This is a genomic window from Streptomyces sp. NPDC088197, from assembly GCF_044741185.1.
In the GTDB taxonomy this organism is placed as follows: domain Bacteria; phylum Actinomycetota; class Actinomycetes; order Streptomycetales; family Streptomycetaceae; genus Actinacidiphila.
On the sequence record NZ_JBIUSD010000001.1, the window covers coordinates 893473 to 914569 of the forward strand.

The 21097-nt window shown below is 72.3% G+C and carries 20 protein-coding genes; 11 read left to right on the forward strand and 9 right to left on the reverse strand.

The window, feature by feature from the left end:
• Positions 1-99: 99 nt before the first annotated feature.
• The 4 genes from ACIOC1_RS03940 to ACIOC1_RS03955 form a co-directional block, all read right to left on the reverse strand.
• Positions 100-456, reverse strand: a complete 357-nt coding sequence (locus ACIOC1_RS03940) for an Imm51 family immunity protein (protein ID WP_391041687.1) — start codon at positions 454-456, stop codon at positions 100-102.
• Positions 457-487: 31 nt separating this feature from the next.
• Entirely contained in the window at positions 488-1288 is an 801-nt protein-coding gene (locus ACIOC1_RS03945) for an ABC transporter ATP-binding protein (protein WP_401851647.1), read from the reverse strand.
• Positions 1289-1294: 6 nt separating this feature from the next.
• On the reverse strand, positions 1295-2671 hold the full coding sequence (locus tag ACIOC1_RS03950) for an ABC transporter permease (RefSeq protein ID WP_401851649.1): 1377 nt from the start codon (positions 2669-2671) through the stop codon (positions 1295-1297).
• A gap of 110 nt (positions 2672-2781) precedes the next feature.
• Complete coding sequence (locus tag ACIOC1_RS03955; RefSeq protein WP_401851651.1) at positions 2782-4116, reverse strand: ABC transporter permease; 1335 nt, start codon at positions 4114-4116, stop codon at positions 2782-2784.
• Positions 4117-4538: 422 nt separating this feature from the next.
• Between ACIOC1_RS03955 and ACIOC1_RS03960 the strand changes: the two genes are divergently transcribed.
• The 5 genes from ACIOC1_RS03960 (at position 4539) to ACIOC1_RS03980 (ending at position 8813) form a co-directional block, all read left to right on the forward strand.
• Entirely contained in the window at positions 4539-5201 is a 663-nt protein-coding gene (locus ACIOC1_RS03960; protein ID WP_401851653.1) for a response regulator transcription factor, read from the forward strand.
• Positions 5192-6457, forward strand: coding sequence for a sensor histidine kinase (locus ACIOC1_RS03965; RefSeq protein ID WP_401851655.1), 1266 nt, complete (start codon positions 5192-5194; stop codon positions 6455-6457). The genes ACIOC1_RS03960 and ACIOC1_RS03965 overlap by 10 nt, the downstream gene beginning before the upstream one ends.
• Positions 6454-6849: a GNAT family N-acetyltransferase gene (locus ACIOC1_RS03970; protein ID WP_355340012.1), complete on the forward strand. Its 396-nt coding sequence runs from the start codon at positions 6454-6456 to the stop codon at positions 6847-6849. The genes ACIOC1_RS03965 and ACIOC1_RS03970 overlap by 4 nt, the downstream gene beginning before the upstream one ends.
• A gap of 384 nt (positions 6850-7233) precedes the next feature.
• The gene (locus ACIOC1_RS03975; protein WP_401305754.1) at positions 7234-7731 is read left to right on the forward strand and encodes a hypothetical protein; all 498 of its coding nucleotides are present in this window, start codon (positions 7234-7236) and stop codon (positions 7729-7731) included.
• Positions 7728-8813: a hypothetical protein gene (locus ACIOC1_RS03980; protein WP_401851658.1), complete on the forward strand. Its 1086-nt coding sequence runs from the start codon at positions 7728-7730 to the stop codon at positions 8811-8813. The genes ACIOC1_RS03975 and ACIOC1_RS03980 overlap by 4 nt, the downstream gene beginning before the upstream one ends.
• A 101-nt stretch (positions 8814-8914) precedes the next feature.
• Here ACIOC1_RS03980 and ACIOC1_RS03985 read toward each other — a convergent pair whose 3' ends face one another.
• Positions 8915-10978, reverse strand: coding sequence for a phosphocholine-specific phospholipase C (locus ACIOC1_RS03985; protein ID WP_401851661.1), 2064 nt, complete (start codon positions 10976-10978; stop codon positions 8915-8917).
• 443 nt (positions 10979-11421) lie between these two features.
• On the opposite strand from ACIOC1_RS03985, the gene ACIOC1_RS03990 reads away from it, so the two are divergent.
• The 5 genes from ACIOC1_RS03990 to ACIOC1_RS04010 all read left to right on the forward strand — a co-directional run bounded on the left by ACIOC1_RS03990 (position 11422) and on the right by ACIOC1_RS04010 (position 15659).
• The gene (locus ACIOC1_RS03990; protein WP_401851663.1) at positions 11422-12621 is read left to right on the forward strand and encodes a glycoside hydrolase family 43 protein; all 1200 of its coding nucleotides are present in this window, start codon (positions 11422-11424) and stop codon (positions 12619-12621) included.
• A 115-nt stretch (positions 12622-12736) separates the two neighbouring features.
• On the forward strand, positions 12737-13021 hold the full coding sequence (locus tag ACIOC1_RS03995; protein ID WP_401851665.1) for a hypothetical protein: 285 nt from the start codon (positions 12737-12739) through the stop codon (positions 13019-13021).
• A 229-nt stretch (positions 13022-13250) separates the two neighbouring features.
• The gene (locus tag ACIOC1_RS04000) at positions 13251-14051 is read left to right on the forward strand and encodes a GAF and ANTAR domain-containing protein (RefSeq protein WP_401851667.1); all 801 of its coding nucleotides are present in this window, start codon (positions 13251-13253) and stop codon (positions 14049-14051) included.
• Positions 14052-14055: 4 nt separating this feature from the next.
• Positions 14056-14844 (forward strand): ANTAR domain-containing protein, encoded by a 789-nt coding sequence (locus ACIOC1_RS04005; RefSeq protein WP_401851670.1) that lies wholly within the window; start codon positions 14056-14058, stop codon positions 14842-14844.
• Positions 14844-15659, forward strand: coding sequence for a PIG-L deacetylase family protein (locus tag ACIOC1_RS04010; RefSeq protein WP_401851672.1), 816 nt, complete (start codon positions 14844-14846; stop codon positions 15657-15659). The genes ACIOC1_RS04005 and ACIOC1_RS04010 overlap by 1 nt, the downstream gene beginning before the upstream one ends.
• Before the next feature lie 90 nt (positions 15660-15749).
• On the opposite strand, the gene ACIOC1_RS04015 is transcribed toward ACIOC1_RS04010, so the two are convergent.
• From ACIOC1_RS04015 to ACIOC1_RS04025, 3 genes are all read right to left on the reverse strand, one after another.
• Entirely contained in the window at positions 15750-16508 is a 759-nt protein-coding gene (locus tag ACIOC1_RS04015) for a GAF and ANTAR domain-containing protein (protein ID WP_401851674.1), read from the reverse strand.
• A 4-nt stretch (positions 16509-16512) separates the two neighbouring features.
• The gene (locus ACIOC1_RS04020) at positions 16513-17373 is read right to left on the reverse strand and encodes a GAF and ANTAR domain-containing protein (protein ID WP_401851676.1); all 861 of its coding nucleotides are present in this window, start codon (positions 17371-17373) and stop codon (positions 16513-16515) included.
• A 369-nt stretch (positions 17374-17742) separates the two neighbouring features.
• Entirely contained in the window at positions 17743-19089 is a 1347-nt protein-coding gene (locus ACIOC1_RS04025; protein WP_355340044.1) for a GAF domain-containing SpoIIE family protein phosphatase, read from the reverse strand.
• A 269-nt stretch (positions 19090-19358) separates the two neighbouring features.
• On the opposite strand from ACIOC1_RS04025, the gene ACIOC1_RS04030 reads away from it, so the two are divergent.
• Positions 19359-20006, forward strand: coding sequence for a sigma factor (locus ACIOC1_RS04030; RefSeq protein ID WP_401851678.1), 648 nt, complete (start codon positions 19359-19361; stop codon positions 20004-20006).
• Between the two features lie 117 nt (positions 20007-20123).
• Here the strand turns inward: ACIOC1_RS04030 and ACIOC1_RS04035 are convergent, their stop codons facing one another.
• On the reverse strand, positions 20124-21005 hold the full coding sequence (locus tag ACIOC1_RS04035) for a SigB/SigF/SigG family RNA polymerase sigma factor (RefSeq protein ID WP_401851681.1): 882 nt from the start codon (positions 21003-21005) through the stop codon (positions 20124-20126).
• Positions 21006-21097 lie beyond the last annotated feature (92 nt).

The window sequence follows — 21097 nt, forward strand, 5'->3', positions numbered from 1 at the left end:
GTCCGGGGGTTCGGGGGTCCGTCACGGGCGGAGGGCGGAGGGCGGTGGGCGGTGGGCGTGGGCGGTCGGCGGGGGAACGGGGCCCCGCGGCGGCCTAGTTCAGTCGAACCAGGCCGGATCGCCCGTCTCTATCAGGTGCTTGAGGACCGCCTTGTCGGTCAGGGCCTCCTTGAGCAGGGCGCCCAGGGCCTGGAGCGCTTCGGGGTCCGTGCCGTAGGCGACGAACATGCCCGCTTCGGGGTCGAAGGAGACGCGGTCGAGGAGTTCGGGCGCGCGGGAGCGGATGGCCGAGCGGGCGACGCCCGTCCAGCCGTAGCCGCTGCCGTACTGCTCGCACTCCTCGAAGACGTCCATGAAGGGGACCATGTCGGTGTCGCTGAGCAGCAGGCAGTAGTTGCCCGGGTCGTGGTCGTACTCGAAGAACGTGAGCGGGTCCAGCGTCGAGGTTTCGGTCATGGGCTGACGCTATAGGGAGCCACTGACAGGCTCAGGCGGCCCGCGTCGTGGTGACTTTGCCCTTGCGGAGGGTGAGGGTGCGGTCGGAGCGGGCGGCGAGGGTCTGGCTGTGGGTCACGACGATGACGCACTTGTGCTGGATGTGCGCCAGGTCGCGGAAGATGTCGATGATGCTGTCGGCGGTGTCCTCGTCGAGGTTGCCCGTGGGTTCGTCGGCGAAGAGGATGTCGACGTCGCAGGCCAGGGCCCGGGCGATGGCGACGCGCTGCTGCTGCCCGCCGGAGAGCTTGAGCACATTGCGGTGCGCGGCGTCGGGGTCGAGGCCGACGCCGGCCAGGATGTCGAGCGCGCGGGCTTTGCGCCGCCCGGTGGCGGGCCTGGCGCCGGTGATCTCCATCGCGGTGACGACGTTCTGAAGGGCCGTCATGTACGGCAGCAGGTTGTACTGCTGGAAGACCGTGGCGGCGTGCTTGTTGCGGTAGCGGCCGAGGCCGATGGACGCGATGTCCCGCCCGTCGAAGCGGACGGTGCCCGTGGTGGGGCTGTCCAGGCCGCTGGCCAGGCTGAGCAGGGTGGTCTTGCCGCTGCCCGAGGGGCCGAGGATGGTGGAGAACGTGCCCCGCTCGAAGGACACGTCGATCTGCCGGAGCACGGTGGTCTTGCGCCGCTGGCCCTGGTAGGTGTGGCTGACGGCGGAGAGTTGGAGGACGGGGGGAGCGGCGGGGACGGCGTCGGAGGCGGCGTCGGAGGCGGCGTCGGGGGTCGCGCCTGCCGCCGCAGCGGCGTCCCGGGACTCGCGCGGAGTCCGCGAGGTGCCCGAATTCCGTTTCATATGAGGTCACTTGCCCTTCGTGAGGATCGTGCGCGGGGTGAGCCGGAGTACGGCGGCGCCGGGGACGGCGGTGGCGAGCAGGCCGATGCCGAGGCCGACGCCCGCGACGGTGGCGAGGTCGGACGGCGACAGCCGTACCGTGATCGAGTCGATGGGGACGGCGCCCTCGACCGGCTTGTCGTTCATGTCGATGCCTTCCTTGAGGCCGGTGGAGCCGGGGGGCGGCGGCTGCCAGGCGTCGATCTTCCGCTGGGCGGAGGCCGCTTCGCCGCTGAGCAGCGAGTCGCCCGCCTTCTGCGTCAGGCTCTGGGCGAACAGCGCGCTGAGCCCGACGGCGAGCGCGGCGGCCACGGTGATCTCCACGGCCTGCTGGGCGACGAGCTTCCACTTCCTCTCGCCCATCGCGAGCAGCACGCCGAACTCCCGTTGCCGCTGCCGGACCGCGAGGGTGGCGAGCAGGCCGAGGACCAGCGCCCCGGCCACCCCGATCAGCCACATCGCCGCCGTCGCGGAGGACGTGATGCTCCGCAGCGGGCCGGTCATCTGCCGCAGCGCCTTGTCGTTGAGGTCGAAGGCGAGGCCGTGCAGCGCGTCGCCCGCCGTCCGCTCCGCCTGCGCGCGGAAGGCGTCGTACGTCGCCGGGTCCTTCAACCGGAAGGTGGCGCGCTGGAGTTGCGGCGCTCCGCCGCTGCCGTCGGAGTTGAGCCTGCTCAGCGCGGCGGCCGGGACGATCAGCCGGTCGCCGGGCGCGATGCCGTACTCGCTGTCGACGGTGTCGGACGGGTCGCGGTAGACGCCCTTCACGGTGAAGACGGCCTTGCGCTTGCCATTCGGGTCGTTCTCGCCGAGCGTGAGCGTGCCGCCGGGCGCGAGGCCGTTCTTCTTCGCCAGCCGCTCCTCGACGAGGACGCTGTCGTCCTCGCGGTCGGCCGCCGTGATCGGCCGCCCCGACAGCAACGTCCAGGTGCCGTCGCTGAAGTGCGGCATCAGCGTCGAGTCCAGGACACCGAAGGCGAGTGTCGAGTTCGCGGGGTAGTCCGGGGCGAGGGGCTTGCCGGTGGCGGTTCTCGCGCCGTTCAACAGCCGTGTGCCGTCGAAGGAGTTGTACGTGTACTTCTCCACCAGCGGGGACGCGCCGATCCGGTCCACGACGTCCGCGCCGATGGTCGGTGCCTGTCCGGTGAACGGCGCGTCCATGTCCGCCCCGAGCGTGACCTCGGCGCCGAGCCGCTGCCTGGCGGCTTCTGTCGCCCGCGCGGTGCCGGACTTGATGAGGACGCCGCCGAGCACCATGGCGGAGACGACGAGGAAGGTGCCCAGGGTGATCAGGGTCTTGCCTTTGCGGGACCACAGGCTCAGGCCCGCGCGTTTGACGAAGTTCATGACAGTCGGCCTCTTGGGGGGTCGGTGGTGGTGCGCATGGGTCAGGGCGTGCGCATGGGCGTGGGTGTGAGCGTGGGCGTGGGCGTGGGCGTCGGGATTTCGCGGTGCGGCTATTCGGTGTCGGTGAGGATCGAGCGGGGGTGCAGGCGCAGGATTCCGACGCCGGGCAGGACCGTGGAGACGAGCGCGATGCCGAGGCCGATTCCGGCGACCTTGCCGAGGTCGCCCGCGCTCATGCGGATGTCGGGTACGGCGGGGGTGTCGTCGAGGGCGGCGGCTTCGTGGGGCGCGGTGCCGGGGTGGGACGCGGCGGATTCATTGGACGCGTCGGCTTCGTCGGACGCGGAGCCGCCGGGGCGGGACGCGGCGCCGCCGTACTGCTCGCGGGCCAGCAGCGTCTCGCCCGCCCGGTGTGCGAGGGACTGCCCGGCCAGTGCGGCCACCCCGAGGGCGGGCACCAGCAGCACGGTCACCTCGACGGTGTGCTGGCCGATGAGCTTCCACTTCCGCTCGCCCAGCGCCAGCAGCATGCCCAGTTCGGCCCGCCGCTCCTTGACCGTCAGCAGGACGACCAGCCCGAGGATCGCCGCGCCGCACAGCGCGATCAGCCAGACCAGCGCCCCCGCGAACGCCCCGACCCGCCGCAGCGGCAGCACCTGGTCGCGGTACGCCTTGTCGTTGACGTCGAAGCGGAAGCCCTTCGGGCCCAGCAGCCGTACCGCCTCCGCGTGCAGCGGTTCCGCCCGGTCGGGCGAACCGATCGTGAAGACCGCTTCCGTGGGCTTCGCCCCGAGCCCCAGCGCGGTGACGGCGGCGACCGGCACGTACACCTGGTTCGCGCCCAGGTCGGCGGCGGACGTCCACTGCGGCGGGTCCTGGCGCGTGTCCCGGTAGAGCCCCACGACCTCGAACGGCTCCCGCCGCCCGCCCGCGCCGCCCAGCTCGACGGTGTCGCCCACCGCGAGCCCGTGCTTCGCGGCCAGCCGCCGTTCGAGGAGGATCACCTTGCGGCGGGCGTCCGCCACGGTGATGCCCCGGCCCGCCACGACACGGACCCGGCCGGTGGCGAAGTCGAGGAGCGTGTCCGACGCGCGGACGCCGTTCAGCGTGAGCCCGTCCTTGCCGCCGCCGCCCGGGGTCCCCTCCGGCACCACGGCCGCCAGGCCCGGCGGCGGGACCGTCACCGCGCGCAGCAGCTCGTTGTACCGCTCGACCAGCGGATACGTCCCCAGCCGCCCGACCACCGCCGAGGTCAGCCCGTCCCCGCGCACGGTGACGTCCACCCCCACCCGCCGCTGCGTCTCCGCCTCCCGCCGCTCCGTCGCCCCCCTGAGAAGGAACCCCCCGAGCAGCAGCGTGCAGATCACCCCGAACACGCCCAGCAACAGCGCGGCCTTCCCCGCCCGTGCCACCAGACTGAACGCTGCCCGCTTGACGAAGTTCATGCGCCGAGCACACCAGCCGCCCCCGCGCAGCGGCATAAACCCGGTTACGTTCCCATAAGCCCCCGCCCACGCCGCACGTCGGCGGCCGTCTGCCGACGTCCGGCAGGCGGCGGACCTGGCCCCGTATCGCCTTCGGTCCTGCGTCGCCGACCGCCGCGCGCACGGCGTACCGCAGGGGTTCCGCGGGTCCTCGTCCGGCAGGCGGCCACCGCCCGCGTGTACCGCGTAGCGCCTACGGCTCCCGCGCCCGGCGGGCCGCCGCCGGCCACGTACCGGCACCGACTGACACGTACCGGCGCCGCCGGCCACGTACCGGCGCCGCCGGTCGAGCCCCGGCTCCGGCGCCTGCCGGTTCTTCGGCGACCCGTCCGGAGGACGCACGCTTATCTCCGCCTACGGCCCCCCGTGTTTCCCTGGCCCGCATGAGAGTTCTGGTGGCCGAGGATCATCACGTGTTGGGGCGGACGATCGTGATCGGGCTGCGGCGGCAGTCGATGGCGGTGGACCTGGCGGTGTCGGGGGACGCGGCCGAGCGGATGTGCGGGGTCACGGAGTACGACGTGCTCGTGCTCGACCGGGATCTGCCGGTGCTGAGCGGGGACGAGGTGTGCCGGAGGGTGCGGGGGATGGCGGCGCCGCCGCGGATCTTGATGCTGACGGCGGCGGGCGGGGTCGAGGACAGGGTGTACGGGCTGGAGCGGCTGGGGGCGGACGACTACCTGGCCAAGCCGTTCGACTTCGCCGAACTGGTGGCGCGGATCAGGGCGTTGAGCCGCCGGGCGCTGAAGGCGCCGCCTGTCGTGGTGGCGTACGAGGGCATCACGGTGGACGCCGCCAGGCGCGAGGCGCGGATCGACGGGCGGGCGGTCGAGTTGACGCCGAAGGAGTTCGCGGTGCTGCACGCGCTGGTCGGCGCGGGCGGCGAGGCCGTCACGCAGGAGGAGTTGGTGCGGTCCGTGTGGGACGAGCACCTGGACCCGCGGACCAGCGCCGTGCGCGCCACCGTCAGCCGCCTGCGCGGCAAGCTCGGCCCGCCCGACGTGATTGTGGCGGACGCCGGAGAGGGGTACCGGCTGTGCCGCTGATCAGGCCCCCGCGCCCGCACCTGACGTTCCGGGCCCGGCTGGCCGCCGCCTTCGCCGGGCTCTTCCTCCTCTCGGGGACGGCGCTGCTGGCGTTCGTCGTGGTGCTGGCGCGCTACGGGACGACGCGGCAGGTGCAGGGCATCGGGGTCAGCCGCGCCACCGGGGGACCGACGGACGCGGCGACGTACGCACCCACCGGCTACACCGGACCCGTCGTACCCCACGGCGGCTCGGGCGGCACGGGCGCCATCGATGGCGCGGGCGGCACGGGCGGCACCGGCGACGGCATCTCGATCCGCGCGCTGCACTGGACCGTGGGCGCCGTGCAGGACGCGGCGCTGCACCAGATGATCCTGTGGTCGGCGATCGGCCTGGTGCTTGTGACGGTGCTGGCCGCCGCCACCGGCTGGTGGCTCGCGGGGCGGGCGCTGCGCCCGGTCGCGGCCGTGACGGACGCCGCCCGCCGGATCAGCGAGCAGAACCTGCACGAACGCCTCGCACTGAGCGGCCCGGCCGACGAACTCCAGCGCCTGGCCGACACGTTCGACACGATGCTCGACCGGCTGGAGAAGTCCTTCGAGGGCCAGCGCCGCTTCGTGGCCAACGCCTCCCACGAACTGCGCACCCCGCTGGCCGTCCAGCGCGCCTGCCTCGAAGTCGGCCTCGCCGACCCGCTTCCCGACGGCCTCGCGGACGTGCGCGACGACCTCCTCACCGTCAACCGCGACGCCGAGCGGCTGATCGACGCGCTGCTGCTGCTCGCCCGCAGCGACCGCGGCCTCGAACGTACCGAGCAGGTCGACCTCGTACCGCTGGCGCGTCAACTGACCGGCGAGCTGCGCCACTTGGCGCAGGAGAAGGACGTCCGGCTCACCGTGACCGCCGACCGGCCGCTGCGCGTCGAGGGCGACCCGGTCCTGCTGCGGCACCTCCTGTTCAATCTGATCCGCAACGCCGTCCAGTACAACCACCCCGGCGGCGCCGTCTCCCTCGACCTCGCCGACGACACCCTCACGGTCACCAACACCGGCGAACCGGTGCCCGCCGACCGCGTGCCCGACCTCTTCGAGCCCTTCCGCCGTCTCGCCCCCGACCGCACCAGCGCCTCACCCGCGTCCGGCCACGGACTCGGCCTCGCGATCGTCCGCTCCATCGCCACCGCCCACCACGCCACGCTCACCGCCCGCCCCACCCACCCCGGCGGCCTGGCCGTCACCGTCACCTTCGCCCGCGCCGACCGTACGATCGCGGCGTGACGATCACCTACGAGTGGCGCGGCCACGTCGACAACGAAGCCCTCAACTCCCTTCACGCCGACGGCTTCGGCGGCCCGCCCGCCCGCACCGACTGGCGCGCCCGCCTCGAACGCCACAGCCTCGGCTGGGTCTGCGCCCACGACGACACCCGCCTCATCGGCTTCGTCAACGTCATCTGGGACGGCGGCGCCCACGCCTTCCTCCTGGACACCGTCGTCTCCCGGCCCCACCGCTCGAAGGGCGTCGGCGCCCACCTCGTCGCCACCGCCGCCCACCACGCCCGCGCCGCCCACTGCGAATGGCTCCACGTCGACTTCGAGCCCCACCTCCGCCCCTTCTACCTCGACACCTGCGGCTTCCGCCCCACCCCAGCGGGCCTGATCGCCCTGTGACTCCGGATGCCGGCACCGCAGCCGTCGTGTTCCCCGCGCAGTGACGCGATCGTGACGCGCTGAGCGCGGGAGCACTCTCGAACCTCACGCGTTCTCTTCGCTACCGTGGGTGGCGGATACGGGGGGTCAGGCGTGCGGGGTCCGAGGGGGCCTTTTCGCCGACGCCCCGAACGGTGCTCACGGACAACCGATCGGGAGACTTCGACCATGCGAGCCCGCTCAGCATTTCCCGTCGCGGCTCTCGCGGCGACCGCCGCGTTGACGCTCTCCGCCTGCGGCGGCGGCTCAGGTGGCGGCGACAGCAAGATTTCCCCGACCACGGCGCCCTCGGCCACAGCGACGGCGACCGCGACATCGGCGCAACCTACGGCGACGGGTGGGGTGTTGACCGTCGACCCGGCGCTCGCGCTCCCCGCGGACCTGAAGCTCGACTTCGACTGGCGGCTTCCGGCGGACGACGCCGAGGCCGGGGTCCTGACCGCGTCGGCCGACTTCATGCAGTCGATGACGCACGGCGTGGTCGAGCAGAGCGTGAAGGGCGGGGCCCTGAACACGTACGCGGAGGGCGACGCGTACAGCTACGCGAAGCAGTACGTCCAGATGCACATCGACGCGAAGAAGACGGTGACCGGTACCGACCGCTTCTTCCGGCCCGCCGTCAAGCTCCTCGCCAAGAACTCGGCGGCCGAAGTCACCTTCTGCGAGGACCAGTCGAAGCTGTTCAGCAAGGAGATCGGGACCGGGAAGGTGCACGTCACCGGCGCTGACGACCGCAACTACGTGTCGTACCAACTGGTGCTCAGCCTGTTCCGGCCCGGCACGCAGCTCTGGCGAGCACAGTCGATCACCACCAAGGAAAGGGCGTTGGAGTGCAAGCAATGACGGGTACGGGGTCACTCCGCCGCGCGCTGCCCCTCGCGGCGCTCATCGTGTTACTCGCGGCGGCACCGGGTTACGCCTTCGACGACACCGGTTTGCCGCCGTCGGGTGGAAAGGGTTCGGGCGGAAAGGGTTCGGGTGACAGCGGCGGAAACCTGGAGGCCATCGCCCAGGGGTACCGGCTGACGTATCCCACGGGCAGGCCGAGCGGCGCGAGCCGACCGTTGGCGTCGGTCAACGTCAACTGGGCGCCGCCGCCTTGCTGGTTCGGGCCGAAGTACACCCCCGAGCAGTTCAAGGCGGAGTACACGAAGAACTTCAACGACGAACTGCCCCAGGTGCACGGCACTTTCCGTACCGCCATGGGGATGGACCGGGACCACTACCAGAACGGGCTGGACTACCCCGGCGGGGACAAGGGCTACAAGGACTTCAACAGCGCCGAGGCCGGCAAGGGAATGTGGTGGCTGGTGACTGTCAATCCGGACGCCGACCCGTCGGCGCAGATGGGCTGCAACGACCAGACGCCGAGGTGGGTGCCCAACGGCCAGATGCCGCCTGCCGGGACCGGGCATGTGATCACCCCGGAAATGCTCTCCAAGCTCGCCTTCGCCCACACCCACGTACCCGGCGTGAGGATCGTGACCAATCCCGCGGGCCCGCAGACGGTCAACATCCCCACCTGGGTGACCCTGCGACAGGCGTACACGCCGGTGAAAGTGCGGGCGTCGGTGGACCTGGGCGGCGGCCGGGAGATCTGGGCCGAGACCACCGCGGAGCCGTCCGCCGTGCACATCACCCCCGGCACCTCCGACGCCACCGTCTTCCCTTCCTCCGGCGACTGCCCGATCGGACCCGACGGCAAGGTCGGCGCCGCCTACAACGGCGACCCGAAGGCAGCCCCTCCCTGCGGCGTGACGTACCTGCGCTCGACGCAGAACACCCCGCCGTACCAGCTCAATGTCTCCGTCAACTGGCATGTGAGCTGGACGGGTTCGAGCGGCGGCCCCTACGCCCTGCCCGACGGCAGGGTCGGCGACCCGCGAGAGGTGACGGTCCGGGAGATCCAGACCATCAACAACTGACCGTCCGCGGCGGGCGGTTCAGCCGGGCGGACCAGACCCATGGCTCGTCCGGCGGACCGGGATGCGCGGGATCCGGACGGACTCGCGCCGCCGCGGGGCCCTCAGGTCGTTGATGTTGCCGGGTCGCTGGTGCTGGGGGTGCCGGTTTCCACGTGGGCGGCGAAGCGGCGGAGGTAGGCGGGGTCGGTGGTGGTGGTGACGGTGATGTCGTACCAGTGGTTGCCGGCCGGGACGCCCCAGGCGGGGACGGTGCGGGAGGCGCCTGCGGCCACGGTGTAGGTGTAGTGGGCGGTGGGGGCGTAGGCGTCGGTGGCGTTGAAGGTGACGGGGGCGCCGGTGGGGTTGCTGAAGACGAGGGTGACCTGGCCGGTGGCGGGGGTGTGGCGGGCGGTCACCTCGGGGCCGATGGAGCCCGCGGTGCCGGCCATGCGGCGCAGGAAGCCGTTGGGGCCGTGGACGGAGAAGTCGTAGCGGTCGGAGGCGGCGGGCATCAGCCAGGTGTCGACCAGGGATTTGCCCGCCTCGACGGTGTACGGCCACGGGCCGTCGGAGCGGACCGCTGAGGTGACGAGGAAGGCGGCGCCCGCCGTGCCGAAGTTGCGGAAGGTGAACTGGAAGCGTCCGCCCGCGGGTTGGGTGTCGGCGGCCAGGTCGTACGGCAGCGGGCGGGCGTTGCGCAGGCCCGGTTCCTGGCGCGGGACGGCGCCGGTGGCGGGCGGGGTGGGGACGTAGTCGCCGGGGTTGTTGTGGTTCGGCGGTACGTAGCCGCCGGTGCCGGGGAGCGCGGGCGCGGCGGCGTTGCTGCGGGTGAAGTCGAAGGCGGCGGTGAGGTCGCCGCAGACCGCGCGGCGCCAGGGCGAGACGTTCGGGTTGCGCACACCGAAGCGCTTCTCGATGAACTGCACGATCGAGGTGTGGTCGAAGGTCTGCGAGCAGACCCAGCCGCCCGTGCTCCAGGGCGAGAGCACCAGCATCGGCACGCGCGGCCCGAGCCCGTACGGCCCGGCCGCGTAACCGGAGATCCCGCCGGTGTAGAGGTCCTGGGTGACGTCGGCGGTGGACAGCCCGCGCGCGGCGGAGGCGGGCGGGAAGGGCGGCACGACGTGGTCGAAGAAGCCGTCGTTCTCGTCGTACGTGAGGAAGACGGCGGTACGGCTCCACACGTCGGGGTCGGCGGTGAGCGCGTCCAGCACCTGGGAGATGTACCAAGCGCCGTAATTGGCGGGCCAGTTGGGGTGTTCGCAGAACGCCTCGGGGGCGGCGATCCAGGACACCTGGGGGAGTTTGCCGCCCACGACGTCGGCCCTGAGCCGGTCGAAGTAGCCGTCGCCGTTGCGGGCCGAGGTGCCGTTGCGGGCCTTGTCGTACAGGGCGCTGCCGGACTGGGCGTTGCGGTACTGGCTGAAGTACAGCAGGGAGTTGTCGCCGTAGTTGCCGATGAAGGGGTCACTCGTCCAGCCCCAGCCGCCGCCGGAGTTCAGGCCGGTGCCGGTGTCCTGGTAGACCTTCCAGGAGACGCCCGCCCGCTCCAGGATCTCGGGGAAGGTGGTCCAGCCGTACCCGGCCTCCTCGTTGCCCAGCACCGGGCCGCCGCCCTTGCCGTCGTTGCCCGAGTAACCCGTGTACATGTAGTACCGGTTGGGGTCGGTGGAGCTGAGCATCGAGCAGTGGTAGGCGTCGCAGATGGTGAACGCGTCGGCGAGCGCGTAGTGGTACGGGATGTCCTGGCGGGTGAGGTGCGCCATCGTCGTGGTGGTCTTGGCCGGGATCCAGCGGTCGTAGTTGCCGCCGTTCCACGCCTGGTGCGTGCCGTACCAACTGTGGTCGAGGTCGCGGAGGAACTGGAGGCCGAGGTTGTCGATGTTCGGCCGGAAGGGGAGCGTCTCGTGCCCGGCGGCGTCCGCCTGGTGGAAGACGGACTTGCCGCTGGGGAGGGTGGCCGGGCGGGGGTCGCCGAAGCCGCGCACGCCGCGCAGGGTGCCGAAGTAGTGGTCGAAGGAGCGGTTCTCCTGCATCAGGACGACGATGTGCTCGACGTCCTGGAGGGTGCCGGTTCCCGCGGCGGCCGGGATCGAGGCGGCCTTGGCGATGCCGCCGGTGAGGACGGACGCGGCGGCGGTGGCTCCGGCGAGTTGCAGGAACCTTCGACGGTCGACGTTGGGCACGGGGCTTCTCCTGACGGTCCGGTGGGGGGCGGGCCGTGCTGCCGGTGGCGCTCTGGGCGTGCTCTGGCGGTGCCCCGGCAGGGCGGGTCCGGCTGCGCGGTGGTGCGTGCGGAGGGGGCATTTGCGGCATACGCGAACACGTGTGGCGTGCACATGATGGTGATCCGGGGCGGATGGTGTCAATGGGGCGCGGGGGAGTACGGGTTGACCGGCCGAGTCGTACCGCCTTGGGTGATTGACATGCCCACGGTCACTCGCGATGCTGTTGGAACGTGCTACCACCGGTGTTGACCCTTGTGCGGGAGCGGTGGAAACGGTGGGATTCAAGCGGTCAGAGCGCCAAGTTCCCCCCTCCGATGCGGTTCTGACCGGACGTCGTCCCTCGGCGGGCGCTCCACCGCCCGCCCGGCGTCGAAGGGGAGGCCCGACCATGGAACGGGACTATGAAGCTTCTGCGAAGTCTCCACAGTGCCTTGGCAGGCGGCGGCCGGGGCGGTTCGTCCGGCACCGGTCTGGGCGGTTGGTCCGGGGGTGACCCGGCCGGTTCGTCCGGCAGCGGCCCGGCCGGTTCGTCCGGCACCGGCAGGGGTGCCCTGGCCGGCACAGTGTGCGCAGCCCTCGCGGCCGTACTCGCCCTGCTGGCCGTGCTGTGTTCCGCGCCCGCCCAGGCGTCCCAGACCACCATCCACAACGCCGACCCGAGCGTGATCCGGGTCGGCAGCACGTACATCTCGGCCGAGACGTCGGGCGGCGGCATCGCCGTACGGAAGGCGTCGTCGCCCGACGCCCTCGGCGCGGCGGCCTCCCGCAAGGTCTGGTCGGACACCAAGGGCCGCGGTGAGGTGTGGGCCCCGGAGATCGTGGTGGACGGCGGCCGGTACTACATCTACTTCACGTCGGGCGCCGGAGCCGCGCACCGGATGTACGTCATCAGCTCGGCGACCGCCGACAGCGGCTACGGCGCCGAGACCCAACTGGCCCTGCCCAACGACAAATGGGCCATCGACGGGAACCTCTTCACCTTCAACGGGCAGCGCTGGTTCGTCTGGTCGGGCTGGGCGGGCGACACGAACGTTGAACAGAACCTGTACATCGTCCGGATGAGCAGCCCCACCACGCCGACCGGCGCGCGCTACATCATCTCCCAGCCGCGCGAGAGCTGGGAGCGCGTCGTCGGCAACCCGTACATCAACGAGGCGCCCGCCGCCGTCAAGGACCCCAACGGGCAGCTCCACATCGTCTATTCGGCCAACGGGAGCTGGAGCGACCAGTACTGCATGGCCGATCTGCGGCTGCGCTCCGGCGGTGACCCGACGTACGTCTGGGACTGGTACAAGTCCAACGGCTGCCTGTTCGGCGCGCACGCCGCCACCATGATGTCCGGCTGGGACCCCACCCTCTACGTCAACGGCCCCGGCTCCCACAGCTTCGTCCTCCTCAACGGCGACATCGGCACCAGCCCGCCCGCCGGCCCCCGCTTCCCCCTCATGTTCACCGCCGTCCCCAAGGGCACCCCCTACTCCTGGTCCAACCGCTACTGGTTCACCGGCACCTTCTGCTGGTGGGGCAACACCACCTACTCCCGCGCCAACGTCCCCGGCCCCACCTCCAACACCGGCTTCAGCCTGAAGTTCTTCGAATAACCCCCACCGGTCCCGGTTCGGGGTGCTGGCGGGGGCGGGGGGAGGGGGATGGCGTACGGGGTGGGCCCCTGCCCCCGGCGGTTGTCCGAACGCACGGTTTGAGCAGGTGAGGGCTTTGACGCAGCACCCCCATGAGCGGATTCCGGCGAGCGGCGCGCTGGGCGCGTACGAGCTGGGCGGGTACGAACGGCACGCGGACGCGCTGTTCTCGCTGGCGCTGTCGCTGTGCCGCGATCCGGAGCGGGCGGTCGACGCGGTCGCGGCGGCGGTGGCGCTGTCGCACCGGGGGGCCGGCGCCCGCGGCGGCCGGGGAACTGCGGTCGGTTCTGCGCCGTGCCGCCGACCTCCCGGCCGGGCGCACGGTCTGACGTCAGGGTGCCCGCGGACACCCGGGAGGTAGGGTGGAAGGAGCGTCCCTGCCCCTGGCGCAGTCGGTTGAGTGCGATGCCGCCACCGGGGCCGCGGATCTCCCGCGGACCACCTCGCCGTGACGGGCGGAACCCACAACCGCTGAACGGATGACCGTTCACCCTTACGCGAACGCGATGACCGCGTGACCGGTCTCCGTCCGTCGTTCCTTCCGCGCTCGGGAAATCGAGGCCATGTGAGGCCGTATGCGGTGGTGCCCGATGGCGGCTGAGCGCCTGGCGGAGGCACTGCGTCTGCTCCAGGACGGCCAGGGGTCGCCCGCGGTGGCCGTGGCGGGCGCCGCGGCCCTCGAGGTGGACGGCGTCGCCGTCTCGCTGGGGAACGAGCCGGGCAGGACCGAGGTGCTGTGGTGTTCCGACGACGTGTCGCGCGGCTTCGAAGACCTCCAGCTCACACTGGGGCAGGGCCCGGGACCCGACTGCATGGTGAGCGGTACGACGGTACGGGTGCCGGATCTGGCCCGCGTCCGGCACGACCGCTGGCCCGAGCTGGTCATGGAGGCGCCCGGCCTGGCGGCGCGCGCGGTCTTCTGCTTCCCGCTGCGCATGGGCGGGATCGGACTCGGGGTGCTGACCGCGGTGCGGCGCGCGCCGGGGCCGTTGACCGGCGGGCAGAGCGCCGACGCGGCGATCCTGGCCGCCGCCCTGACCAGGTACTTCCTGGACGGTGCCGGTCGGGCACGCCAAGAGGCGGATCGTGTGCGGCCTCAGGACCCTGTGAACCCGCGGGGCCCGATGAACCCGCCGGACCCGATGAACCCGCCGGACCCCGCGGACCCGCCGGACCCCCTCCCCTTCCTCCATCACGCCGTGGTCCACCAGGCGACCGGCATGGTCAGCGTCCAGCTCGCCGTCTCCCTCGCCGACGCCCTGCTGCGGCTGCGGGCCCACGCGTACGGCAGCGGGCGCACCGTGACGGACGTGTCCCACGACGTCGTGGCCAGGCGACTGCGGCTGGCCCCCGACGCCGAACCCCTCCCGCCCGCCGCAGACAAGGACTGACGCCATGCCCACCCGAGAACAGCAGGTCATCGAGGTCTTCGTCGAGGCGGCCGACTCCCTGACCGCCGACTTCGACGTCATCGACTTCCTCCAGAAGCTCTCCGTACGCTGCCTGGATCTGCTCGACGTGTCCGCGGTCGGCGTCCTGCTCGCCGACCAGTACGACGCCCTGCACCTGCTGGCCGCCTCCGACGAACGCACCCGGCTGCTGGAGCTGTTCGCCCTCCAGTACGACCAGGGCCCGTGCGTCGACTGCTACCGCGACGGGCGGCCCCGTACGAACGTCGACCTCACCGGGGACGAGGCCGTCGAGCGCTGGCCGCTGTTCGGCCGCGGCGCCCACGAGAGCGGGTTCGCCGCCACCAGCGCGCTGCCGCTGCGGCTGCGCGGCCGGGTGATCGGCGCGCTGAGCCTGTTCAGGACCGACCCCGCGCCCCTGGGACCGGAGGACATCGTCCTCGGCCAGGCCCTCGCCGACGTGGCCACCATCGCGATCCTCCAGCAGCGGACCCTCGCGCACGCCGAGGCGGAACGCGACCAGCTCCAGTACGCGCTCAACAGCCGGATCATCGTCGAACAGGCCAAGGGCATCCTCGCCGAGCGCTGGAACATGTCCCTCGACCAGGCCTTCGCCACCTTGCGCTCCTTCGCCCGAGCGCGTCAGCACAAGATCTCGCACCTGGCCCGCCTGATCACCGAGGGCGGCTTCGACACCGACGCCATCGCGCACGGCGTCAAGGAAACCAATCGCGCGGAACCGGGCGGCCCCGTGGCCGGTAGGGAGACATCCTGATGGACCAGCACGACACCCCGCACAACCCCGAGCAGCACACCGACACCCCGCACACCGAGAGTCCCGAGCACGCCGATCCGCTCCAGGCGCCCGGCACCGACGAGGAGCACTGGCGCGCCTGGGACGGCTGGGCGCACCTGGCCGACACCGAACTGCCCACCGCCGGACGGGTGGTGGTCGTGGCCGCGCACCCCGACGACGAGGTGCTGGGGGTGGGCGGCAGCATCGCGCTGCTCGCCGCGGCCGGTGTGGCGGTCACCGTCGTGTCGGTGACCGACGGCGAACTGTCCCACGCCGACAGCACGGCCATCACGTCCCATCAGCTCGTCGGCATCCGGGCCGCGGAATTGCGCGAGGCCCTGGCCGAACTCGGCGCCGACGCACAGGACATCGTCCGGCTGAGAGTGGCGGACACCGAGGTGGCGGGCCATGAGGACGAGGTCGCCGCGGCCCTGGTGCCGCTGCTGTCCGACGCCGACCTGTGCCTGGCGCCGTGGACCGGTGACGTCCACAGCGACCACGAGGCCGCGGGCCGCGCCGCGCTGACCGCCGCCCGTAAGGCGTCGGTGCCCTGCCTGCTCTATCCCGTGTGGATGTGGCACTGGGCCCGCCCCGGCGACCCCCGCGTGCCGTGGGCGTCGGCGTCCCTCGTCCGGCTGCCGGAAGAGGTGGCCGCCCGTAAGCGGGCCGCTGTCCAGCGGTTCGTCAGCCAGGCCAGGTCCCTCGGCAGCTCGCCGGATGACGCGGCGGTCCTGCCGCCCGGCGAAATCGCCCACCACGTCCGGGACTTCGAGGTCGTGTTCACACCGGCCTGAGCGTCCCAGGGCCTGGGCGTCCCGGTGCCTGACGTCCCGGTGCCTGACCACCCCGGGGCCTGGGCGTCCCGGCGCCTGAGTGTCCCGCTCCTACCCGCCCGTCCGCGGCGCGCGCGTCGGAAAGGTGCGGATGGTCTCCGTGGCCTGCGTGCCGTCGGCGATCTCGCGGGCCAGGTCGGAGAGTTTGCGGCCGTGGGCGTGGGCGTAGGAGCGGAAGACGCTGAACGCCTCGTCGACGCCCAGGTGCCAGCGCTCGGCGAGGATGCCCTTGACCTGTTCGATGGTGATGCGGGCGTTGAGTGCGTACTGAAGCTGGTCGCGTTCGGCCTCGGCGTGGGCGAGCGTGCGCTGTTGGAGGATCGCGATGGTGGCGACGTCGGCGAGGGCCTGGGCGAGGGTCACGTCCTGGTCCGTCAGCGGCTCCGGGTCGGTCTGGAAGAGGCTCAGCGCGCCGATCACCCGGCCGCGCAGCCGCAGCGGCAGCGCGTTGGTGGCGACGAATCCGGTGGCCTCGGCCCCGGCGGTGAACTGGGGCCAGGCGGCGGCCACTTCGGGAGCGCCGAGGTCGACGTTGGTCCGCGGCTCGCCGTCGTGATAGCAGTCGACGCAGGGACCCTGGTCGTGCTGGAGCGCGAACAGCTCCAGCAGCCTGGTGTGTTCGTCGGAGGCCGCGAGTACGTGCAGGACACCGTTCTCGTCGGCGAGCAGGACGCCGACGGCGGCGACGTCCAGCAGCTCCATGCAGCGCACCGACAGCTTCTGGAGGAAGTCGATCACGTCGAAGTCGTCGATCAGGAAGTCGGCCACCTCGACGAAGACCTCGGTGACTTGCTGTTCGCGGGTCGTCATGGCGTCAGTCCTTGTCTGCTGCAAGTGAAGGCGGGTTCGGATCGGTGCTCGGGCCGCGGCTCGGTTCGGTGCTCGTACCGGGGCTCTGATCGGTGCCCGGATCGTTGCTCGTACCTGGGCTCTGACCGGGGCTCGGGTCGGGGACCATCCTCAGCCGTCTGGCCACGACGTCCCGGGCGACGTCGGCCAGAGGACGGTCGTTGCCGTACGCGTAGGCGCGCAGCCGCAGCAGCGCTTCCGCCAGCGGCACGGCGAGCTGGACGCTGACCATGCCGGTCGCCTGGTGCAGCACGGCCTGGTGCAGGGCGGGGGCTGGCAGAGCGGGGCCGGGCATACCGGGAGCGGACAGGCCGGGAGCGGACAGGCCGGGACGACCGGCCGACGGCGTCCACGCGTCCCCGGGGTCGAGGAAACGCCGGGTCAGCAGGCCCGCGAGGACACCCGCGTCACCGTCCTGTTCGGGGGTCAGGCGGCCGGGCGCGTCCCTGACCAGCGTCAGCACGCCCAGCGTGATCGCGCCGACGCGCAACGCGAAACAGAACACCGCCCGTACGCTGAGCGCGGGCGTCTCCCGCAGCAGGGCGGGCCAGCGGCCGGCCGGCGTGAGCCCCAGGTCGGGGACGCGTACCGCGGTGCCGCCGGCCAGGCAGTCGGGTCCCGGGCCCTGACCGACCGTGAGCTGGAGATCCTCGAAGGCGCGCGCTCCGGCACCGGAGGACCACAGGACCTCCGACGCGCCGGGTCGGCTGCCCGCGCTGATCGCGATGCCGTCCACGCCGAGCGTCTCGGCGACTCCACCGGCGACGTCCGGCCAGTCCGAGGTCTGGAGCGCCCGCAGGATCTCGGCCATGCGGTCGCTGATCACGCGGCACCGCTCGACGGCCGTCGTACGACCGGCGCCGCACGGGCAGGGGGAACCGCGTAGAGGTCGATCTCGCCCTCCCAGCAGACGGCCGGCCGGATGTCGCACCGGAACGGCATCATCGTACGCACACCCCCCACGCCTGCCCCGCGCTTCCCCGTACGCACGCCGCACACCCCGCCCCGCGCCCCGCGCCCCGCGCTTCCTCGAACCCCGCCGCGGCCGGTCCACAGGCTGTGGACACCGCTGGGGAACGCCCGGCACGTCACCGCTCGGGAACGTCACCGCACGGGCACGTCACCACGGCGGCACGTCACCACGGGGAAACCTCACCGCACCGGAACGCGTACGCGGAACGAGAACCCGGCCGGGTCAGGCGCGCGGCGGGACCCGCAGCGCGAGCAGCGCGGTGTCGTCGCTGGCCCAGCCGCCGTGGTAGTCGCTGAGCGTGTCGGCGATGTACTCGATGGTGTCGGCGGCGCCCATGGTGTGGGTGTCGCCGAGGGTACGGGCGAGGGCGGCCTCGTCGAACATCGGCCGGCGCGGCTCCGCGCCGCGCGGGTCGGGCCGCGCCTCGCAGGCGCCGTCGGTGTAGAGCAGCAGCAGGTCGCCGGGGGTCAGCCGGAAGCGGACGTCGGAGAGGTGTACCGGGTCGACCACGCCGAGGAGGGTGCCGGGGGTGCCGGCCTGCCGGACGCGGCCGTCGGCGCGGCGGATCAGGGCGGGCGGGTGTCCCGCCAGGCACAGCCGCCCCGACACCCCGGACCCGCTGGCGCGGAAGGTGGTCTGGACGGCGGTCAGGAAACGGGGGGCGCCCTGCGCGAGCATGGCGGTGTTCAGCCGGTCGAGCACCGCCGCGGGCGACAGGTGCTCACCGGCGTCCGCGCGCAGGGTGTAGCGGGCCAGCGCGGTCACCTTGGCCGCCTCGGTCCCCTTGCCGCACACATCGCCCATGACCGCGGTCCACCAGGCCCCGCGGGCCTGGAACAGGTCGTAGAAGTCGCCCACCACGCTGATGTCGCCGCTCGCCGGGATGTACAGGGCGGCGGCGTCCACACCCGGCACGGGGCGCAGGGCCGGGGGCAGCAGGCTGTCCTGGAGGCTGCGGGCCAGTTCGCGGGAGGCGGCCAGCGCGCCCTGCGCGGTCGACAGCGCGTTCTCGGCGGTCTGGAGGGCGGTGTGCACACGGTCGAGCGACATCCGCACGTTGATCTCGTTGGACACCGCCCGCGCCAGGACCGACATCGTCTCCAGTTCCTGCGGTGTCCACACCCGAGGGTTGGCGTCGATCACGCACATGGTGCCGATCGGCTGCCCGTCCGTGGTCACGATCGGGAATCCGGCCCACGCGCCCACGCCCCACGGTCCGATCGCCGGATGCCCCGCCGTCCGCGGGTCCTTCTCCGCGTCCTCCACCACGAACGGCCCGTTCTCACCGACGGCGAAGTAGCAGAAGCTGTCGCCCACCGCGTTCTGCCAGCTCTCCACGTCCCCGTAGGGCAGGTGCGGTACCGACTTCCAGTACGTACGCGTCTCGCCGACGAAGGTGATCGCGGAGATCGCGGCGCCGGTCACCGACACCGCCAGCCTGGTCAGATCGTCGAAGACCCGCTCCGGAGCGGAGCCGACCATGCCGCTGGCGTCGAGCGCCGCCAGCCGGCCGGGGTCGGACAGCACGGCCGGCAACCCGTCCGCCCGTACGCCGCCCGGGTACTCCATCGCTCCCGCCACAACCCTTGCCCGTTCCGTCAGACGGCGTTTTTCGCGCGCCAGCCAACCACGCGTTCCGGACCCCTGCCAGCTTCCCGCCGCAACGATCCGAACACCTGTCCCTGATCCAGTATGAGGGCCTGCCCCCCGGGTCGCGCGGGCGAACGGCCCGTTCGGCGCCGACGACCGGGTCCCGGCGGCTTTCGTGGGTGCGGTCTGCGGTGGCGTGGGAGCCTTGGCCGCGTATGGGAACGGTCTGCGAGGGAAGCTCACCATTTATGAACGGTACGGGTGGCGGTACGAGCGGCGGTACGGGTGGCAGCGCGGTCGGCGGTACGAGCGGCAGCGCGGTCGGCGGTACGGGTGGCGGCGATACGAGCGGTGACCCGGGGCAAGGCGCGGACGTGCGGGAACTCCTCATCCGCGCGGGCAAGGGCGACCGCGACGCCTTCGACCGGCTCTATCCGCTGCTGGCGCCCGCCGCCTACGGCCTGGCGCACTGCATGACGGGCGACGCGGTGCGGGCCGAGGAGCTGTCCCGCGAGGCGCTGGTCGACGTCTGGCGCACGGCGCCCCGCTTCGACCCCGCCCACGCCGACGCCCTGACCTGGGCGGTCACCCGCGTCCACCGAAGCCTGGTCGGCCTGCTCAGGTCCGGGCGGGACACGGAGGCCGTACGGACCGACGTCGGCCCGACCCTGGACGCGATCCTCGGGCGGCTGCGGGAGATCCGCGCCGACCCGCGGGTACGGACGGACCTCAAGCGGCTGACGCCCCGGCAGCGCGAGGCGGTGGTCCTGGCGGGCCTCGGCGGACACGCCTGTCCCGCGGCGGCCGTCGACCAGGCCGGTCCGGCGGCCACGAGACGGCCGGTCGATCTGCGCGACGGCCTGATCCGGCTGCGGGACTGGCTGCCCGGGCGCTGAGCCGGGCTGAGCCGGGCTGAGCCGAGCCGCGCACAGCTCGGCCGCCGAGCGGATCGCTGTCCGGTCGGCGGCCGTGGTGCTCCGTGCCGTGGGGCTGTCCTGCTGGCCGGTCGGCGGCTACTTGTCGGTGAGCATCCCGGCCCGCAGCTTGGCCAGGGTCCGGCTGAGCAGCCGGGACACGTGCATCTGGGAGTAGCCCAGCTCCGCGCCGATGTCGGCCTGGGTCAGCTCCTGGCCGAAGCGCATCCGCAGGATGCTGCGCTCGCGGTCGTCCAGCTTCGCCAGCAGCGGAGCCAGCGCCTGGAAGTCCTCGACGAGTTCCATCGCCGGGTCGGCCGCGCCGATGGTGTCGGCGTACGAGCGTCCGGCGTCCTCGCCGTCGTCACCGGCGGGCAGGTCGATGGAGCCCGCGGTGTAGCCGTTGGCGGCCACCAGGCCCTCGACGACCTCGTCCTCGGTGATCTCCAGGTAGGCGGCCAGCTCGGCGAGGGTCGGCGGCGCGTCCAGGACGGCGGTCAGGTGGTCGCGGGCCTTGGCCAGCTCGACCCGCAGCTCCTGGAGGCGGCGCGGTACGTGGACGGCCCAGGACGTGTCGCGGAAGAACCGCTTCATCTCGCCGACGATGTACGGGATGGCGAAGGTGGTGAACTCCGTCTCCCGCGACAGGTCGAACCGGTCTATCGCCTTGATCAGGCCGATCGTGCCGACCTGGACGATGTCCTCCCACTCCTGCGGGCCGCGGCTGCGGAACCTGCGGGCGGAGAAGCGGACGAGGGACATGTTCATCTCGATCAGCGTGCCGCGCGCGCGGCTGTACTCCTCGGTGCCCTCCTCCAGCGACTGGAGGCGGTCGAAGTACAGCTTCGACAGCTCGCGGGCGTCCTTCGGCGAGACCTTCGCCGGGTCCGCGACCTGCGGCACCTCACCCACGGCCGGAACGCTCCGGCCGACTCCGGTCGGCAGTGCGGTGGTTCCCGGGTCGTGCGTGATCGCCGTCATGTGTTCGCCCAACGTCGTCGGCTGTGACCCCAGGCACGTACCCCCTCTCACGCGTCGCACGCACGAAGACTCAGGAATTTCTTTTCCGTCCC

Bases quoted from the DNA above. Each gene is read 5' to 3' on its own strand.
- ACIOC1_RS04005 (WP_401851670.1), top strand. From the start codon at position 14,056: ATGCCCACCCGAGAACAGCAGGTCATCGAGGTCTTCGTCGAGGCGGCC.
- ACIOC1_RS04000 (WP_401851667.1), top strand. From the start codon at position 13,251: ATGGCGGCTGAGCGCCTGGCGGAGGCACTGCGTCTGCTCCAGGACGGC.
- ACIOC1_RS03955 (WP_401851651.1), bottom strand. From the start codon at position 4,116: ATGAACTTCGTCAAGCGGGCAGCGTTCAGTCTGGTGGCACGGGCGGGG.
- ACIOC1_RS03945 (WP_401851647.1), bottom strand. From the start codon at position 1,288: ATGAAACGGAATTCGGGCACCTCGCGGACTCCGCGCGAGTCCCGGGAC.
- ACIOC1_RS04010 (WP_401851672.1), top strand. From the start codon at position 14,844: ATGGACCAGCACGACACCCCGCACAACCCCGAGCAGCACACCGACACC.
- ACIOC1_RS03980 (WP_401851658.1), top strand. From the start codon at position 7,728: ATGACGGGTACGGGGTCACTCCGCCGCGCGCTGCCCCTCGCGGCGCTC.
- ACIOC1_RS04035 (WP_401851681.1), bottom strand. From the start codon at position 21,005: ATGACGGCGATCACGCACGACCCGGGAACCACCGCACTGCCGACCGGA.
- ACIOC1_RS04025 (WP_355340044.1), bottom strand. From the start codon at position 19,089: ATGGAGTACCCGGGCGGCGTACGGGCGGACGGGTTGCCGGCCGTGCTG.
- ACIOC1_RS04030 (WP_401851678.1), top strand. From the start codon at position 19,359: ATGAACGGTACGGGTGGCGGTACGAGCGGCGGTACGGGTGGCAGCGCG.
- ACIOC1_RS03990 (WP_401851663.1), top strand. From the start codon at position 11,422: ATGAAGCTTCTGCGAAGTCTCCACAGTGCCTTGGCAGGCGGCGGCCGG.
- ACIOC1_RS03960 (WP_401851653.1), top strand. From the start codon at position 4,539: ATGAGAGTTCTGGTGGCCGAGGATCATCACGTGTTGGGGCGGACGATC.
- ACIOC1_RS03940 (WP_391041687.1), bottom strand. From the start codon at position 456: ATGACCGAAACCTCGACGCTGGACCCGCTCACGTTCTTCGAGTACGAC.
- ACIOC1_RS03950 (WP_401851649.1), bottom strand. From the start codon at position 2,671: ATGAACTTCGTCAAACGCGCGGGCCTGAGCCTGTGGTCCCGCAAAGGC.
- ACIOC1_RS04015 (WP_401851674.1), bottom strand. From the start codon at position 16,508: ATGACGACCCGCGAACAGCAAGTCACCGAGGTCTTCGTCGAGGTGGCC.